The 17,061-nt window shown below is 71.4% G+C and carries 14 protein-coding genes; 2 read left to right on the top strand and 12 right to left on the bottom strand.

Annotated elements, in window-relative coordinates; genetic code table 11:
• Positions 1-35: 35 nt before the first annotated feature.
• The 11 genes from N4G70_RS01245 to N4G70_RS01295 form a co-directional block, all read right to left on the bottom strand.
• A complete protein-coding gene (locus N4G70_RS01245) occupies positions 36-1,844 on the bottom strand; it encodes an IucA/IucC family siderophore biosynthesis protein (RefSeq protein ID WP_261710469.1) in 1,809 nt (602 codons plus the stop codon).
• Positions 1,841-2,401, bottom strand: coding sequence for a GNAT family N-acetyltransferase (locus N4G70_RS01250; RefSeq protein ID WP_261710470.1), 561 nt, complete (start codon positions 2,399-2,401; stop codon positions 1,841-1,843). The genes N4G70_RS01245 and N4G70_RS01250 overlap by 4 nt, the downstream gene beginning before the upstream one ends.
• Positions 2,398-3,693: a lysine N(6)-hydroxylase/L-ornithine N(5)-oxygenase family protein gene (locus N4G70_RS01255; RefSeq protein ID WP_261710471.1), complete on the bottom strand. Its 1,296-nt coding sequence runs from the start codon at positions 3,691-3,693 to the stop codon at positions 2,398-2,400. Before N4G70_RS01255 ends, N4G70_RS01250 begins: the two co-directional genes overlap by 4 nt.
• Entirely contained in the window at positions 3,677-5,125 is a 1,449-nt protein-coding gene (locus tag N4G70_RS01260) for an aspartate aminotransferase family protein (protein WP_261710472.1), read from the bottom strand. The genes N4G70_RS01255 and N4G70_RS01260 overlap by 17 nt, the downstream gene beginning before the upstream one ends.
• Before the next feature lie 881 nt (positions 5,126-6,006).
• Positions 6,007-6,843, bottom strand: coding sequence for a siderophore-interacting protein (locus tag N4G70_RS01265; protein WP_261710473.1), 837 nt, complete (start codon positions 6,841-6,843; stop codon positions 6,007-6,009).
• A gap of 2 nt (positions 6,844-6,845) precedes the next feature.
• On the bottom strand, positions 6,846-7,880 hold the full coding sequence (locus N4G70_RS01270; RefSeq protein ID WP_261710474.1) for an ABC transporter substrate-binding protein: 1,035 nt from the start codon (positions 7,878-7,880) through the stop codon (positions 6,846-6,848).
• 109 nt (positions 7,881-7,989) lie between these two features.
• Positions 7,990-8,184, bottom strand: coding sequence for a hypothetical protein (locus tag N4G70_RS01275; protein WP_261710475.1), 195 nt, complete (start codon positions 8,182-8,184; stop codon positions 7,990-7,992).
• A 91-nt stretch (positions 8,185-8,275) separates the two neighbouring features.
• Complete coding sequence (locus N4G70_RS01280; RefSeq protein ID WP_261710476.1) at positions 8,276-9,436, bottom strand: acyl-CoA dehydrogenase family protein; 1,161 nt, start codon at positions 9,434-9,436, stop codon at positions 8,276-8,278.
• Positions 9,437-9,438: 2 nt separating this feature from the next.
• The gene (locus N4G70_RS01285; RefSeq protein WP_261710477.1) at positions 9,439-10,377 is read right to left on the bottom strand and encodes a hydroxymethylglutaryl-CoA lyase; all 939 of its coding nucleotides are present in this window, start codon (positions 10,375-10,377) and stop codon (positions 9,439-9,441) included.
• Positions 10,374-12,338 carry an acetyl/propionyl/methylcrotonyl-CoA carboxylase subunit alpha gene (locus N4G70_RS01290; RefSeq protein WP_261710478.1) on the bottom strand — a complete coding sequence of 655 codons (1,965 nt, stop codon included), beginning with the start codon at positions 12,336-12,338 and terminating at the stop codon, positions 10,374-10,376. The genes N4G70_RS01285 and N4G70_RS01290 overlap by 4 nt, the downstream gene beginning before the upstream one ends.
• A 74-nt stretch (positions 12,339-12,412) precedes the next feature.
• On the bottom strand, positions 12,413-14,020 hold the full coding sequence (locus tag N4G70_RS01295; RefSeq protein WP_261710479.1) for a carboxyl transferase domain-containing protein: 1,608 nt from the start codon (positions 14,018-14,020) through the stop codon (positions 12,413-12,415).
• Between the two features lie 111 nt (positions 14,021-14,131).
• Here N4G70_RS01295 and N4G70_RS01300 point away from each other — a divergent pair, with 111 nt between their 5' ends.
• Both N4G70_RS01300 and N4G70_RS01305 read left to right on the top strand, forming a co-directional pair.
• Positions 14,132-14,737, top strand: coding sequence for a TetR/AcrR family transcriptional regulator (locus N4G70_RS01300; RefSeq protein WP_261710480.1), 606 nt, complete (start codon positions 14,132-14,134; stop codon positions 14,735-14,737).
• An 84-nt stretch (positions 14,738-14,821) separates the two neighbouring features.
• Positions 14,822-15,589, top strand: a complete 768-nt coding sequence (locus tag N4G70_RS01305; RefSeq protein ID WP_261710481.1) for a phosphatase — start codon at positions 14,822-14,824, stop codon at positions 15,587-15,589.
• A 567-nt stretch (positions 15,590-16,156) separates the two neighbouring features.
• On the opposite strand, the gene tesB is transcribed toward N4G70_RS01305, so the two are convergent.
• Entirely contained in the window at positions 16,157-17,032 is an 876-nt protein-coding gene (gene tesB / locus N4G70_RS01310; protein ID WP_261710482.1) for an acyl-CoA thioesterase II, read from the bottom strand.
• Positions 17,033-17,061: the final 29 nt, after the last annotated feature.

Below are 17,061 nucleotides of genomic sequence, written 5' to 3' on the forward strand. Positions count from 1 at the left end.
CGGTTCCACCCGAACCGGGCCCCGGCCTCCGTCGGTCAGGCGATCGGGTTGGCGAGCCTGCCCACCAGCTGGAGGGCGCCCGCCGGGTCGGCAAGGTCCACCATCTGGGCGTTGTCGCGCAGTTGGAGACGGTTGAGGCAGGACAGCGCGAAGTCGGGCGCGAACAGGTCGTACTGCTTGAAACGGTCGGCCAGTTCGGGATGGGCGTCCTGGTAGGCGGTGACACATTCGGCCACCGTCCGCCAGAACACGGTCTCCTCAAGGACGCCCTCGCTCGCCAGGGTCGCGTTCAGGAAGCGGAAGAAGCAGTCGAAGACGTCGGTGAAGACCGAGAGCAGCTTCAGGTCCTCGGGGACGTCCGCGCGGATCCGCTCCACGGCCGGCGGCAGGACCGCGTCCGGGTCCATCACCGCGATCTCCTCGGCGATGTCCTTGAAGATCGCCCGCGCGACCGTGCCGTCCTGCCCGAGCACCAGGATCACGTTCTCGCCGTGCGGCATGAACACCAGGTCGTACGCGTAGAACGAGTGCAGCACCGGCACCAGATAGGCGTCCAGATAGCCGCGCAGCCACTCGGCGGGGGTGCGGCCGGACTCGGCGATCAGCGCGCCCGCGAACGAGGCGCCCTCGCGGTCGACGTGCAGCAGGGAGGCCATCGTGGCGAGCCGCTCGCCCGGTTCCAGGGACGGCACCGGGCTCTCGCGCCACAGCGCGGCCAGCATCTTGCGGTAGGCGGAGTAGCGGTCGGTGGCCCGCTCGTACTGCTCGTGGCGGTAGCCGATCGCCGCCCGCTCGCGGATGATCGAGAACCCGGCCGCGCGGAAGGTGTCGTCGGCGGCGATCAGGCCCGCGAGCCAGTCGTTGATGGCGGGCGTCGCCTCCATGTACGCGGCCGAAAGCCCCCGCATGAAGCCCATGTTGAGGACCGACAGGGCCGTTTTGACGTAGTGCTTGGCCGGGTCGCCGGTGTTGAAGAAGGTACGGATCGACTGCTGGGCCAGATAGTCGTCGTCGCCCTCGCCGAGCAGCACCAGACGCTCCTGGGCGATCTCGGCGGCGAAGGTGACCGACAGCTTGTTCCACCACTGCCAGGGGTGCACCGGGAGCAGCAGGTAATCCGCCAAGTCCAGGCCGCGCTCGGCCAGTTGAGCGGCGAACCGGTCCAGGGCCGGGCCGCCGAGCTCGTCGCGCATCAGCGTCTCGTGGTCGAGCCCCGCGCCCGCCGTGAACGTGGCGCGGTCGCGGCGGGCCGCCAGCCACAGCAGCCGCACCGGGCTCGCGGCCTCGGGTGCGTACGCGAGGTACTCGTGGATGCCGAAGCCGAGCCGCCCGTTGTTGGCGACGAAGCAGGGGTGGCCCTCGGTCATGCCCGTCTCGATGGCCTGGAAGCCGGAGTGGATCAGCTCGGCGGAGGCGATGTGAGGCTTCGTCAGTTTGTAGGCCGTGCCGGAGAGCGTGGAGGAGATCTCCTCCAGATACACCGGCAGGATGGCGTCGCTCAGGCCGAGTGAGGAGCGCAGGTCGAGGAAGAAGTCCAGGGCGTCCAGGGGCAGTTGACCGTCCGCGCCGTGGCGGGTGATCGACTCGGGGAGGACCTGCCAGTGGTCGAGGGCGAGGCGGGAGGCCGTGAAGCGGTACTCGATGGAGCCCTCGTCGGCGCGCACCCGGTAGGCGGTCCCCTCCGGCCCGGCGGAGCCCGGGGCGTGGGGGAGGTCCTCGCCGAGCGGCTCGGGGGTGATCAGGCGCTCATGGGCGAACTCGGCGAGCGCCTTGCGGATCAGGAGCCGGTTGGCCTCGGCCCACAGCTCGGGGGTGAGGTGGGTGACCGCGGGGTCGGTGGTCATCGTGCTGCCGCCTCTCGGGCCTGGGCCGTACGGAACTGTTCACGGGTGCAGAAGGACAGATAGGCGTCCTTCTCGGGCTTGGCGATGCGCCCGGCGATCTCGAAGCCGACGGCCTTGTTGAGGGCGTGCACCGCCGTGTTGGCGACATCCGGCTCGACGACGACGCGCGCGGTGGCCGGGTCGGCGAACAGCTTCTCCATCACGGCGGTGATGACGGCCCGGGTGAAGCCGTGCAGCGGGGTGTCGGTCGGGGCGACCAGGAAGTGCATGCCGACATCGCCCGGCAGCGGCTCGTACAGGCCGACCAGCTCGACATGGCGCGGGTCGTAGTGCTCCATCAGGAAGGCGGGCTCGCCGTCGTGCAGGCCGATGAGCGCGTGATGGTGCGGGTGGGCGGTGATCGCCATGTACTCGCGCTCGACGTCCTGGAGCCTGGCGTCCTGCATCAGCCAGAACGCGGCCTTGGGGTGCGTCACCCAGGAGTGCACGAGCTCGGCGTCGCTGAGCGGATCGAGCGGGCGGAAGGTGAGGGACCCGAGGGAGGTCGGGGTGCTCATATGGCGAACTCCTGGAAGGCGATGGACTTCTCGACCCGGTAGTACTCACGGCCGAGCAGCTCACCGATGATGTACGCGTTGCGGTAGGCGCCCATGCCGAGGTCGGGCGAGGTGATCGAGTGGGTGTGCACCCCGGCGTTCTGGAGGAAGACGCCGTGGCCGGTGGTGTCGATGGAGTAGTTGCGGGCCACGTCGAAACGCCCCCGGCCGTCGCGCCGCAGCCGCTGGGAGACGGGCGCGAGGAAATCCGGCTCGGCGTACCGGTAGCCGGTGGCGAGCACCAGGCCCTGGGTGCTGAGGGTGTAGTCCTTCTCCTGCTCCTCCTGGCGCAGACCCAGCGTGTACGTACCGCTGGTGGTGTCGTAACTGGCGGCCGTGAGCGCGGAGTTGGCCAGGAGTCTGGTGGGGACGGGACCCTTGAGGTTCTTCTGGTACAGCAGGTCGAAGATGGCGTTGATCAGCTCCGAGTCGATGCCCTTGAACAGACCCTTCTGCGCCGATTCGAGCCGGTAGCGGGTCGCCTCGGGCAGCGCGTGGAAGTAGTCGATGTACTCCGGGGACGTCATCTCCAGCGTGAGCTTGGTGTACTCCAGCGGGAAGAAGCGGGGCGAGCGGGTCACCCAGTTCAGCCGGTAGCCGTGGACGTCGATCTCGGACAGCAGGTCGTAGTAGATCTCCGCGGCCGACTGGCCCGAGCCGACGATCGTGATCGACTCCTTCTTCTGGAGCGCCTCCCGGTGCTCCAGATAGCGGGAGTTGTGCAGCAGGTCCCCGCCGAGGCCGCGGACGGGCTCGGGCAGATGCGGCGGGGTGCCGGTGCCGAGTACGAGCCGGCGGGCGCGGAAGGTGTCTCCGGTGGTGGTGGCGACGAGGTAGGTCTCGCTGTTCTCGTCGTACGTCACCTCGCGGACGGTCTGGTTGAACCGGACAGAGCTCAGCTTCGCGGCGGCCCAGCGGCAGTAGTCGTTGTACTCGGTGCGCAGCGGATAGAAGTTCTCGCGGATGTAGAACGAGTACAACCGCCCCGATTCCTTCAGGTAGTTGAGGAAGGAGTACGGCGAGGTCGGGTCGGCGAGGGTGACCAGGTCGGACAGGAACGGCGTCTGGAGGTGGGCGCCCTCCAGGAACATCCCGGAGTGCCACTCGAAGTCGGGCTTGGTCTCCAGGAAGAGCCCGTTCAGCTCCTCGATGGGCTCGGCGAGGCAGGCGAGACCCAGGTTGAAGGGGCCGAGCCCGATCCCGATGAAGTCGTACGCCTCACCGGTGCCGGGGGTTTCAGGACGCGTGGACAAGGTTCTCTCCCAGGTACTGCTCGGCGTGGCCGGCGATCAGGTCGAGCACGGCGGCGATGTCGTCGACGCCCGTCTCGGGGTTGAGCAGGGTGAATTTCAGGTACTGGCGGCCGCCGGACTTGGTCCCGGCGACGACGGCCTCGCCGGACGCGAACAGCGCCTTGCGGGCGTACAGGTTGGCCCGGTCGATCTCGGCGGGCGAGGTGATGGTGGCGGGGATGTAGCGGAAGACCAGGGTGGACAGGGTGGGCTGGACGACGACGTCGTAGCGCGGGTCCGCGGCCAGCAACTGCCAGCCCTGCTCGGCCAGTTCACACACCTCGTCGAAGAGCGAGCCGATGCCGTCGGCGCCCATCGTGCGCAGCGTCATCCACAGTTTCAGGGCGTCGAAACGGCGGGTGGTCTGGAGCGACTTGTCCACCTGGTTGGGGATGCGCTCCTCGGCGGCGCGCCGCGGGTTGAGGTAGTCGGCGTGGTACGTGGCGTGGCGCAGGGTGGCCGCGTCGCGGACCAGGACGGCGCTCGAACTCACCGGCTGGAAGAAGGACTTGTGGTAGTCGACGGTGACGGAGTCGGCGCGCTCGATGCCGTCGAGCAGGGCGCGGCGGGCCGGGGTGGGCGAGGCGAGCAGGCCGCAGCCGTAGGCCGCGTCCACATGCATCCAGGCCCCGTACTGGGCGCACAGCTCGGCGATGCCGGGCAGCGGGTCGATGGAGCCGAAGTCGGTGGTGCCGGCGGTGGCGACGACCGCCATGGGCACGTTGCCCTCGCTCACGCAGCGCTCCAGGGCGCGGGCGAGGGCCAGGGTCTGCATCCGCTTGTCGTGGTCGGTGGGGATGGACACCACCGAGTCCCGTCCCATGCCGAGGAGCTGGGCCGACTTCTGCACGCTGAAGTGGCTGCACTCGGAGGCGAACACGCGCAGCCGCGCGAGGTCGGCGGTCTTGGCCTCCTCGCGGGCCAGCAGCAGCGACTGGAGGTTGGACTGGGTGCCGCCACTGGTGAACACGCCGTCGGCGGCGGGCCCGAGGCCGATGCGCCCCGTCGTCCAGTCGATGAGGCGCCGCTCGATGAGGGTGCCGCCGGCGCTCTGGTCCCAGGTGTCCAGGGAGGAGTTCACGGCGGAGAGCACCGCCTCGCCGAGGACGGCCGGGATGACGACGGGGCAGTTGAGGTGGGCGAGGTAGCGGGGGTGGTGGAAGTACACGGCATCGCGGAGGTAGACGTCCTCCAGCTCGTCGAGCACGGCGGAGGCGTCGCCGAGCGGGGCGTCGAGGTCGATGCGGTCGATGACGGGGGCGAGCTCGTCCACGCCGACGCCGCTGAACGGCCGCCGCGTCGTGGCGAGTTTGCGCGCCACCCGCTCGACTCCCTCGGTCACGGAGCGTCGGTAGTGCTCCGCGGTCGTGTCGTTGAGCAGGTGCGCACGCATGGGGTCCTCCCGGGTCGGGGAGCGGGGCCCTCCGGGCAGGAAGGGGTGGGGTGAGGGCCGCGGTCTCGAAGTGAGGTTAGCCTAACCTAAGTTTGGGCTCAAGGTGGGGGGTTTTCCCACCCGCCCGCCCGTTCGGCGGGGTTGGGAAGGCTGAGCGACCTGTGGGTCGTCATCGCCGTTGGCGGCGGAGGGGTGGGTCAACTCGGCGTGCTTGTACGGCAGTTGGGCCAGCAGGGCGAGGTCGTCTTCGGCGGTGCTGGCTGGAGCGCGCGGGACCGCCTCTCGCGCAGTTCCCCGCGCCCCTGAAACCCGTTTTCGTCCGCGGGCCGTGCGTGGCTGGTCGCGCAGTTCCCCGCGCCCCTAAGGCCGCCTCCGTGCGCGGGCCGTGGGCGTTTTCGCGCAGTCCTCGTGCCCCCCAAACCCGTTTTCGGCTGCGGGCCGTGCGTGGCTGGTCGCGCAGTTCCTCGCGCCCCCAAAATCCGCTTTCGTCCGCGGGCCGTACGTGGCTGGTCGCGCCGTTCCCCGCGCCCCTGAGCCCGCCTTCGTCCATGGGCCGTGCTCGCTTTTCGCGCAGTTCCCCGCGTCCCTAAAAGCCCTTCGGTCTGCGGATCGTGGTCGGTTCTCGCGCAGTTCCCCGCGCCCCTAGCGGTGCTGGTGCTGGCCCGCATCGGGCATTTCAGCCTGTCCGGCGATTGAGGACGAGCGCCCTTAAGGCGCGAAGGGGGTCTGGGGCGCAGCCCCAGGGGTCCCGGCACCATCCAACCCTGCGCTTACGGGCGGGTGGGTGGGCAAAGGTGCTCGGGGTCTGGGGCGGAGCCCCAGGGGGCCGGGGCCGGCCAACCCCGGTGCGCGGGCGGGTGGGTGGGAGAACGCCCCAGGGGTCACGCCGCGCGGAGCTCGTCCTCCGTGCGGCCCCGGCGCCAATACCCCACGAACGTGACCCGCCCCCGCTCAACCCCCCGCTCCCCCACGAAGTGCCTCCGCAGACACCGCACTTGGGACGCCTCCCCGGCGATCCAGACGTAGGGGGAGGCCCCGGGCAGGGGAGCCTCGCGGATCGCGTCCAGGGGGGAGGCGGAGGAGAGCCAGGTCACCCGCGCGTCCGCCGCCGTGGCCCGGGGCAGCGCGTCCGGCGTCTCGGGCGCCGTGATCCAGACCTGGGCGGGCAGCCCGGGAGGCAGCCATTCGAGGATGCCGGCCGCGGCGGGCAGGGCCGTTTCGTCGGCCCAGATGACGACGGAGTCGGTCCCGGCCGGCGGTCGGAAACGTACCGCCGTGTTGTCCGCGACGGCCGGACCCAGCACCGTGACCCGGTCCCCGGCCCGCGCCGAGCCCGCCCAGCGGCAGGCGGGGCCGCCGTCCCCGTGCAGCGCGAAGTCGATGTCGATCTCGCCGGGCCCGCCCCGGGGATCGCGGCGCTGCGCCCGGACCGTGTACGAGCGCATCACCGCCCGTACGTCGTCGGGCAGTGAGCGGTAGGCGCCCCACCAGCCCTCCGCGTCATCGGTGGGCGGAAGGACCGGCGCCTCCTGGCCGGGGTGCGGCAGGAAGAGGGACAGGCTCTGGTCGCGGCCCCCGGCGGCGAACGACGAGAGGTCCTCGTCGCCGAAGCCGCCGAAGGTGACCCGCATCAGCGACGGGCCGAGCCGCCGGGCCCGTACCACGCGCAGATCGAAGAGGCGGAAGGGGGCGATGGCGGTCTCGGCCGGTGCTGTCATCGTCAGGCGACCTTCTTCGTGTTCTCGATGGCCTGGGCGAGCGCGTCGACGATGGGGGCGACGCGCGCGTAGGAGTAGATCGGCTCGGTCAGGCGCGGCACGATCTGGTGCGCCTTGACGGCGGGCAGTTGGGCCCAGGTCGGCTTGGAGCCGAGGTCGGAGGGCTGGAGCGTGCCGGTGCGGTTGTCCATGAGGATCAGGTCGGCCGGGTACTTGCCGACGTTCTCCCAGCTGAGCGACTCGAAGAAGCCCTGCGAGTCGACCTTCGGCGTGACGAACCGGACGCCCAGCTCCTGGAAGTACCGGGTGTCGCAGCTGCGCTTGGCCTCGGAGACGTAGAACAGGTCGGGGCTGGCGGAGCCGAGCAGGACCTTGACGCCGGGGTTGGCCTTGGCCGCGGCGCGCAGTCGCGCGGAGGCCTTCTCGAAGGCGGCCTTCGCGTCGGTGACCTTCTTCGCGTTCAGGTCCGCGCCCAGGGACTTGGCGAGGTCCGCGCGGCGCTGGAGGGCGGCGGGCATGCTCTGGTCGGCCGCCCACAGCGCGACGCTCGGGGCCAGCTTGAGGATCTTGTCCTTGCTGTTGTCGGGCACGTACCAGAGGACGTCCTTCTGCCACATGTCCGTGATCAGCACGTCGGGCTGGAGCGCCGCGTACTTCTCGACGCTGAACTCGCCGTAGGTGTTGCCGATGACCTCGACCTTGCTGATGTCGAGATCGCCGGCCTGCACATCGGCCTTGCCGTCCTTGGTCCTCGTCGGCCCGAACACGCCCTTGACGGTGATCCCGTAGTCGAAGAGGGCGGCCGCGGTGCCGGTGAAGGCGACGATGTTCTTGGGGGCGGCCTTGGTCCGGGCCGTCTGACCGCGGTCGTCCTTGAACGACCAGGGCCCGGAGGGGGCGGCCCCCGTGGCGCCGTTCGCCGACCCGCTCTTCTTGTCGCCGCCGCCACAGGCGGTCAGCGCGGCACCGATGCCGATCGCGCCGCCCATGGCCAACAGGCCGCGACGGGTGGGCAGGGACGCTCGGGCGTGGGGCATGACGGTGTCCGCTTTCATACGTACGTGCCGGTGACCGGCCACTGACGGGGTGCGAAGATAGGTTAGCCTAACCTGATCTCTTGTCCAGTGGCCGGGCCCGGCATCCCGCCTACCCCAGCAACGGCGCCTGCTGCCGCAGCGGCGCGTACGTGAACCGCACCTTGTGCGAGGGGCTCGGCTCGTAGGTGCGCCGACAGGTCCCGCAGTGCCAGTGCCAGCGGTCGGCGGCGCCCGGCGCGGTGGCCGAGGTGTCCTTCCACAGCGGTGGACGGCTCGCGCAGGTGGGGCAGTTCGGCGGAGTCACCCTGACAGGGTGCGGCCCCGGATCCCCGCGGGGGTGGCGACGCGGACGCCACCACTCCATCGGGGGACCCGGGGCCCAGGAGGCGCGAAGGTCAGGCGGGCAGCCCCAGTTCGCGGGCGATCAGCATCCGCTGCACCTCGCTGGTGCCCTCGCCGATCTCCAGGATCTTGGAGTCCCGCCACATGCGGGCCACCGGGTACTCGTTCATGAAGCCGTAGCCGCCGAAGATCTGCGTGCCCTCGCGAGCGTTGTCCACCGCGACCGTCGAGGAGTACAGCTTCGCCAGCGCCGCCTCCTTCTTGAACGGCTCGCCGTGCACCAGCCGGGACGCCGCGTCACGCCAGCCCACCCGCGCCATGTGCGCCCGCAGCTCCATGTCGGCGATCTTGAACTGGATGGCCTGGTTGTCGCCGATCGGCCGCCCGAACGCGTGCCGCTCCTTGGCGTACTTCACCGACTCGTCCACACAGCCCTGCGCCAGACCGGTGGCGAGCGCCGAGATCGCGATGCGGCCCTCGTCCAGGATGCGCAGGAACTGGGCGTACCCGCGGCCCTCCTCGCCGAGCAGGTTCGCCACCGGCACGCGGACGTCCGAGAACGACAACTCCCGGGTGTCCGAGGCGTTCCAGCCGACCTTCGAGTACGGGGCCGCGACCGTGAAGCCCGGCGTGCCGGACGGCACGATGATCGAGGAGATCAGCGGGCGGCCGTCGTCCTTGCGGCCGGTGACCGCGGTGACGGTGACCAGACCGGTGATGTCCGTACCGGAGTTGGTGATGAAGCACTTCGAGCCGTTGATGACCCACTCGTCGCCGTCGCGCACCGCGGTGGTCCGGGTGCCGCCCGCGTCCGAGCCGCAGTCCGGCTCGGTCAGGCCGAACGCGCCCAGCGCCTCGCCCGAGCACAGCTTCGGCAGCCACTGGCGCTTCTGCTCCTCCGTGCCGAACCGGAAGATGGGCATCGCGCCCAGCGAGACGCCCGCCTCCAGGGTGATGGCCACCGAGGAGTCGACCCGGGCCAGCTCCTCCAGGGCGATGCCGAGCGCCAGGTAGTCGCCGCCCATGCCGCCGTACTCCTCGGGGAAGGGCAGCCCGAACAGGCCCATGCGGCCCATCTCGCGGACGATCTCGTACGGGAACTCGTGGCGCTCGTAGAAGTCGCCGATCTTCGGGGCGACGACATCGTGGGCGAACTCCTCGACGGTACGGCGGAGTTCCTCGTGCTCGGGGGTGAGACGGTGGTCGAGGGGCATGGCTACGACTCCTGGTGGGAGAGGGCACGTACGGTGCGGGAAGGGCTGGGGCGGCCCAGCTGTTCGGCCATCCACACGCTGGTGGCGGTGAGCCGGCCGAGATCGACCCCGGTGTCGACACCGAGGCCCTGGAGCATCCACACGAGGTCTTCGGTGGCGAGGTTTCCGGTCGCGGACTTGGCGTAGGGGCAGCCGCCGAGGCCGCCCGCCGACGCGTCCACGGTGTTCACTCCGTGCTGGAGCGCGGCGAAGGTGTTGGCCAGCGCCTGGCCGTAGGTGTCGTGGAAGTGCACCCCGATGGCCTCGGTCGCGATCGACCGGTCGCCCAGGCCGGTGAGCAGCGCCCTCACATGGGCGGGGGTGGCGACGCCGATGGTGTCGCCGAGGCTCAGCTCGTCGCAGCCCAGGTCCATCAGGGCCTTGGCGACCCGCACCACCTGCGCGACGGGCACGGCGCCCTCCCACGGGTCGCCGAAACACATCGACAGATAGCCCCGCACATGGGCCCCGTCCGCCTTGGCGCGGGCGACGACCGGCTCGAACATCGCGAGCGACTCGTCGACGGTGCGGTTCAGATTGGCCTTGGCGAAGGACTCGGTGGCGCTGGCGAACACCGCGATGCGGCGGGCGCCGAGCGCGAGCGCCCGGTCCAGGCCCCGCTCGTTCGGCACCAGGACGGGCAGTGCCACCCCGTCGAGATCGTCCAGCATCGGGAACAGGGCCTCGGCGTCGGCGAGTTGGGGCACCCACTTGGGGTGCACGAAGCTCGTCGCCTCGACGGTGGTCAGGCCCGCCGCGGCCAGGCGGTGCACGAACTCCGCCTTGACCTCGGTCGGCACCACCGTCTTCTCGTTCTGCAACCCGTCGCGCGCCCCCACCTCGTGGATGCGCACCCGGGCGGGCAGGTCCCGCGCCGGTACGACCATGGGGAGGTCGGTCATGAGGTCTCCTCGGGGCTCTCCTGCGGGCTGTCCTGGGCGGCCGGGGTGACCACGGCCAGGACCTGGTCCATGGCCACGGTCGAGCCGGGGGTGACGTCGAGTTCGGTGACGGTGCCCGCGTGCGGCGCGGAGATGACGTGCTCCATCTTCATCGCCTCGACCACCAACAGGCTCTGCCCGGCGTCCACTTCGTCGCCGACGGCCACCTTGACGACGGTGACCGTGCCCGGCATGGGAGCGGCGAGGGTGTCGGCGCCGCCGTGCGTCCGGCCGCTCAGGGCGGCCTCGACGGCGTCGTGGTCGGTGACGTGCCAGCTGTCGCCGTCCCGGCCGAGCCAGGCGCCGGCCCGGTGGAAGGTGTGGGCGAGGCCGTCGAGTTCGACGGTGACCCGGTCGGCGGTGACCCTCGCGGTGGTGGGCGCGGGGTGAGTGACCGGTTCATGTCCCGCTACCCGCAGAGGGAAGGCCAAAGCCTTGGGCTCGCCGCCCATGCGCCAGCCGCTCGGCACCGAGAACGGGTCGGTCCAGCCGTCGGTGGGCGCGGGCGCCAGCGCGTCGAGCCGCACCGCGGCCGCCGCCGCGTACACCTCGTCGGGGACGCCGTCGGGGATGAGGGCATCCGCCTCGCGCTCGACCAGGCCGGTGTCCAACTCGCCCGCCACCACGGCCGGGTGGGCCAGCAGGCGGCGCAGGAACCCGGCGTTGGTGGGTACGCCCAGGGTCACCGTGTCGGCGAGCGCGGCACGCAGCTTGCGCAGCGCGGTCGCCCGGTCGGGGCCGTACGCGATGACCTTGGACAGCATCGGGTCGTACAGGCTGCCGACCTCGGTGCCCTCGCTCAGGCCCGAGTCCGTACGGACCCCGTCGCCCTGCGGCTCGCGCAGCGCCAGGACCGTACCGCCGGACGGCAGGAAGCCGCGGGCGGGGTCTTCCGCGCAGACCCGGGCCTCGATGGCGTGGCCGGTGAGGGTGACGTCCTTCTGCTCGTAGGGCAGCCGCTCGCCCGCGGCCACCCGGAGCTGCCACTCCACCAGGTCGATACCGGTGATCAGCTCGGTCACCGGGTGCTCGACCTGGAGGCGGGTGTTCATCTCCATGAAGTAGTACGAGGACGGGTCGCTGCCCGGCACGATGAACTCGACCGTGCCCGCGCCCGAGTAGCCGCAGGAGCGGGCCGCCTGGACGGCCGCCTCACCCATCGCCGCGCGCGTCGCCTCGTCGAGCAGGACGCTGGGCGCCTCCTCAATGATCTTCTGGTGGCGGCGCTGGAGCGAGCACTCGCGCTCGCCGAGGTGGATCACGTTGCCGTGGTTGTCGGCCAGGACCTGGATCTCGATGTGCCGGGGACGGTCGACCCACCGCTCGACGAGCAGCGTGTCGTCGCCGAACGAGGCGCGGGCCTCGCGGCGCGCGGCCGCGATCTCCTCGCCGAGCAGCGCCTCCTCGCGCACCAGCCGCATGCCCTTGCCGCCGCCGCCCGCACTCGGCTTCAGGAGCACCGGCATGCCGATCTCCCGCGCGGCGTCGGCCAGTTGGGCATCGGTGAGGCCGCTGCCCGAGGAGCCGGGCACGACCGGCACCCCGGCCGCCCGCACGGTCTCCTTGGCGCGGATCTTGTCACCCATCAGCGAGATCGCCGGGGCGGGCGGCCCGATGAAGACCAGGCCGGCCTCGGCGCAGGCCTGGGCGAAGCCCGCGTTCTCGGCGAGGAAGCCGTAGCCCGGGTGGACGGCCTGGGCGCCGGTGCGCCGCGCCGCCTCGATGAGCAGCTCCGGGCGCAGATAACTCTCGGACGCCGCCGCGGGACCGATGCGTACCGCGGTGTCGGCCTCGCGGACGTGGCGCGCCTCGGCGTCCGCGTCGCTGAAGACGGCGACCGAGCGGATGCCGAGTTGGCGCAGGGTGCGGATGACGCGGACCGCGATCTCGCCCCGGTTGGCGACGAGCACTGTCGTGAACATGGAAGCCCTCACCAGGGAAGTCGAGGTGGAAGTCGACGCGGGTGCCGTCGCGGATGTCTCAGCCATCACGACCGTCACATCCGGAAGACGCCGAAGGCGGGGTCGGCCAGCGGGGCGTTGGCGCAGGCGGTCAGGGCGAGGCCGAGCACCTGGCGGGTGTCGACCGGGTCGATCACCCCGTCGTCCCAGAGCCGGGCCGTCGCGTAGTAGGCGTTGCCCTGCGTCTCGTACTGCTCGCGGATGGGGGCCTTGAACGCCTCCTCGTCCTCGGCGCTCCAGTCGTCGCCCAACTGGTCGCGCTTGACGGTGGCGAGGACGGAGGCGGCCTGCTCGCCGCCCATCACCGAGATCTTGGCGTTGGGCCACATCCACAGGAAGCGGGGGCTGTAGGCCCGGCCGCACATCGAGTAGTTGCCCGCGCCGTACGATCCGCCGACCACGACGGTCAGCTTCGGCACCCGGGTGCAGGCGACCGCCGTCACCATCTTCGCGCCGTGCTTGGCGATGCCGCCCGCCTCGTAGTCCCGGCCCACCATGAAGCCGGAGATGTTCTGGAGGAACACCAGCGGGATGCCGCGCTGGTCGCACAGCTCGATGAAGTGGGCGCCCTTCTGGGCGGATTCGGAGAACAGGATGCCGTTGTTGGCGACGATCCCCACCGGGTGGCCGTGGATGCGCGCGAACCCGGTGACCAGGGTCTGCCCGAACTCCGACTTGAACTCCTGGAAGCGCGAGCCGTCGACGACCCGGGCGATCACCTCCCGGACGTCATAGGGGGTGCGCGAGTCGACGGGCACCGCGCCGTACAGCCCGAACGGGTCCGCCTTGGGCTCCTCGGCCGGCTCCACCGACCAGGGCAGCGGGCCGCGCTCGGGGAGGGTGGCGACGATGTTGCGGACGATCCTCAGCGCGTGCGCGTCGTCCTCGGCCAGGTGGTCGGTGACGCCGGAGACCTTCGCGTGCACCTCGCCGCCGCCGAGCTCCTCAGCGGTGACGACCTCGCCGGTCGCCGCCTTCACCAGCGGGGGGCCGCCGAGGAAGATCGTGCCCTGGTTGCGGACGATCACGGCCTCGTCGCTCATCGCCGGCACATACGCGCCGCCCGCCGTGCAGGAGCCGAGGACGGCCGCGATCTGCGGAATGCCCGCGCCGGACATCCGGGCCTGGTTGTAGAAGATCCGCCCGAAGTGCTCGCGGTCGGGGAAGACCTCGTCCTGCATGGGCAGGAACGCGCCGCCCGAGTCCACGAGGTAGAGACACGGGAGGCGGTTTTCGAGCGCCACCTCCTGGGCCCGCAGGTGCTTCTTCACCGTCATCGGGTAGTACGTGCCGCCCTTGACCGTGGCGTCGTTGGCGACGATCACGCACTCGCGGCCGCTCACCCGCCCGATCCCGGCGATCACGCCCGCGGCCGGCGCCTGCCCGCCGTACATCCCCTCGGCGGCCAGCGGTGCCAGTTCGAGGAAGGGTGAGCCGGGGTCGAGCAGCGTGTCCACCCGGTCCCTCGGCAGCAGTTTGCCGCGCGCGACGTGCCGTTGCCGGGAGCGCTCGCCTCCGCCGAGCCGGGCCGCGGCGAGCCTCGCCCGCAGCTCCTCGCCCAGCGCGCGGTGCGCCTCCTCATTGGCCCGCCAGGCCGCGGAGGCGGGATCGGCCGCACTCCCCAGGACCGGTGCCTGCTGCATCGTGTCGAGCCCCCTTGCCCGTACGCGGCGTAGTCAACGACAGGTTAATGACCGTTAACTCGTTTCCTTCAGGTTAACGAGCGCTAACCGCGTTGTCTAGAATGAATTCCCATGAGCACCCGTACCGACGCACCGACCCGCCGCGAGCAGATCCTGCGCGAGGCCGCCCGGCTCTTCGCCGAGCGCGGCTTCCACGGCGTCGGCGTCGACGAGATAGGGGCCGCCGTCGGTATCAGCGGCCCCGGCCTGTACCGGCACTTCGCGGGCAAGGACGCGATGCTCGCCGAGCTGCTCGTCGGCATCAGCGGGCGCCTCTACGACGGCGGGCGCAAGCGGGTCGCCGAGGCGGCGGGCGACCCCGAGCGGCTGCTCGGCGCGCTCATCGACGGACACATCGACTTCGCCCTCGACGACCGGGCGCTGATCACCCTGCACGACCGCGAGCTCGACCGGCTCCGCGACAGCGACCGCAAGCTGGTGCGCCAGCTCCAGCGCCAGTACGTCGAGCTGTGGGTCGGTGTCGTGCGCGAGCTGTACCCGGCGGTGGCGGAGGCGGAGGTGCGCGGGGCGGTGCACGCCGTGTTCGGCCTGCTCAACTCCACCCCGCACCTCGGCTCGTACGGCAGCGGACTGCCCGGCCGCGCCGCCACCGAGACGCTGCTGCGCCGTCTGGCGCACGGCGCGTTCGCCTCGCTCGCCCCGCACGGCGGGCGCTGAGCCGGCTCCGGTACGCCGGGCGCAGGCGTCCGGGGCTCGGGACACGACGGTCGGACTCGGCCCGGCCGGGGCAGAATGGGCGGCATGCCGATACCCAGCCGCGCCGCCCTTGTCGACCACCTAGTCCGCACCCGTATCGCCGGTGACGTCGCCACGCCCCGCGACAACAACCTCTCCCACTACCGCAAGCTGGCCAACGGCGATCGCCACTACTGGCTGGGTCTTGAGCTGGGGGACCGCTGGACCGACGAACAGGACGTACTCGCCGTGATGGCCGAGCGCTGCGGCGTCGTGGACGACCCCGGACACCGCACCGGCCAGGACACCATCGACCCCGAGCTCACCGTGGACGGCCTGGACCGGATGGCGGCGCGGCTGCGCAAGGCGGCGGCCGGGCGGGAGCGGGTGCTGTTCGCGACCGGGCACCCCGGGGCGCTCATCGACGTCCACAGCCGTACCGCGGCCGCGCTGCGTTCGGCGGGCTGCGACATCGTCCGGATCCCGGGCGGGCTCACCGCGGACGAGGGGTACGTCGTGCAGTTCGCGGACGTCGCCGTCTTCGAGCGGGGTGCCTCGCTGTGGCACACCCACTCGCCCGAGCCCATGCGGGCGATCCTGGACGCGCTGTCCACCCCGCCGGACCTCGTGGTCGCCGATCACGGGTGGGCGGGGTGTGCGGGGCAGCGGGGGGTGGACGCGATGGGGTACGCGGACAGTAACGACCCCGCGCTGTTCCTCGCGGAGGCGGAGGGGACGCTCCAGGTGACGGTTCCCCTGGACGACCACGTCCTGGACCCCCGCTTCTACGAGCCCCTGACGGCCTACCTCCTGAACGCGGCGGGCCTCGCGTAGCGGCTCCCCTCTGGGCGCGCTTTCCCACCCACCCGCCCGTGCAGCGGGGTTGGTCGGCCCCGGCCCCCCTGGGGCTCCGCCCCAGACCCCGGGGCGTTTTCCCACCCACCCGCCCGTAGGCGCAGGGTTGGTTGGTTCCGGGACCTCTGGGGCTCCGCCCCAGACCCCGTTCGCGCCTGAACGGCGCTCGTCCTCAATCGCCGGACGGGCTGAAGGTGCCCCAGCACCGAGTAGTTAAGGGGCGCGGGGAACTGCGCGATCAGCCACACACGGCCCGCAGACCGAAGGGCTTTCAGGGGCGCGAGGAACTGCGCGAGAAGCGACCACGGTCCGCGGACCGAAGGGCCTTTAGGGGCGCGGGGAACTGCGCGAGAAGCGATCACGGTCCGCAGGATCGAGCGGGGTTAGGGGCGCGGGGAACTGCGCGAGGAGCGAGCACGGTCCGCGGGCCGAAGGGTTTTCAGGGGCGCGGGGAACTGCGCGACCAGCCACGCACGGCCCGCGGACCGAAGGGCGTTTAGGGGCGCGGGGAACTGCGCGAAGGCGATTCCTGGGCGCCCCCAGGGGTCAGCCGCGGGGGACGCGGACGACGCCCTCCTGGATGACGGTGATCGCCAGGCGGCCGTCCTGCGTGTAGATCCGGGCCTGGCCCAGCCCCCGCCCGCCGGACGCGGACGGCGACTCCTGGTCGTACAGGAGCCACTCGTCCGCCCGGAAAGGCCGGTGGAACCACATCGCGTGGTCGAGCGAGGCCCCCACCACGTCGCCGACCGCCCAGCCGCCGCGCCCGTGGGCGAGCAGCACCGAGTCGAGCAGCGTCATGTCGGAGACGTAGGTCGCCAGGCACACGTGCAGCAGCGGGTCGTCGGTGAGCTTGCCGTTGGTGCGGAACCACACCTGCGAGCGCGGTTCGCGCGGGGTGCCGACGCTGGCCCACGGCGGCGCGTCCACGTACCGCAGGTCGACGGCCGCGCGGGCTTCGATCAGACGGTCCACCACACCCTCGTCGCGGAAGGCGGACGCGTACCGCGGCAGCATCTCGGCGGCCGTAGGCAGTGACTCGGGGTCCGGGGCCGGCGGCATGTCGGCCTGGTGCTCCATGCCCTCCTCGTACCTCTGGAACGACGCCGAGAGGTGGAAGATCGGCTGCCCGTGCTGGATGGCGACGACGCGGCGGGTGGTGAACGAGGCGCCGTCACGGATGCGGTCGACGGTGTAGACGATCGGCGCGCCCGGGTCGCCCGCCCGCAGGAAGTAGGCGTGCAGCGAGTGCGCCGTCCGCTCGGCGGGGACGGTGCGGCCCGCGGCGACCAGCGCCTGGGCGGCCACCTGGCCGCCGAAGACGCGCGGCACGAGCGCCGAGCGGGACTGGCCGCGGAAGATGTCCTCCTCGATCCGCTCCAGGTCGAGCAGATCGAGGAGGCTCTCAAGTGCCTTATGCATGAAGGTAGTTGTACCCGAGTGCGGTGACG

This window comes from Streptomyces sp. ASQP_92, assembly GCF_025399895.1.
In the GTDB taxonomy this organism is placed as follows: Bacteria; Actinomycetota; Actinomycetes; order Streptomycetales; family Streptomycetaceae; genus Streptomyces.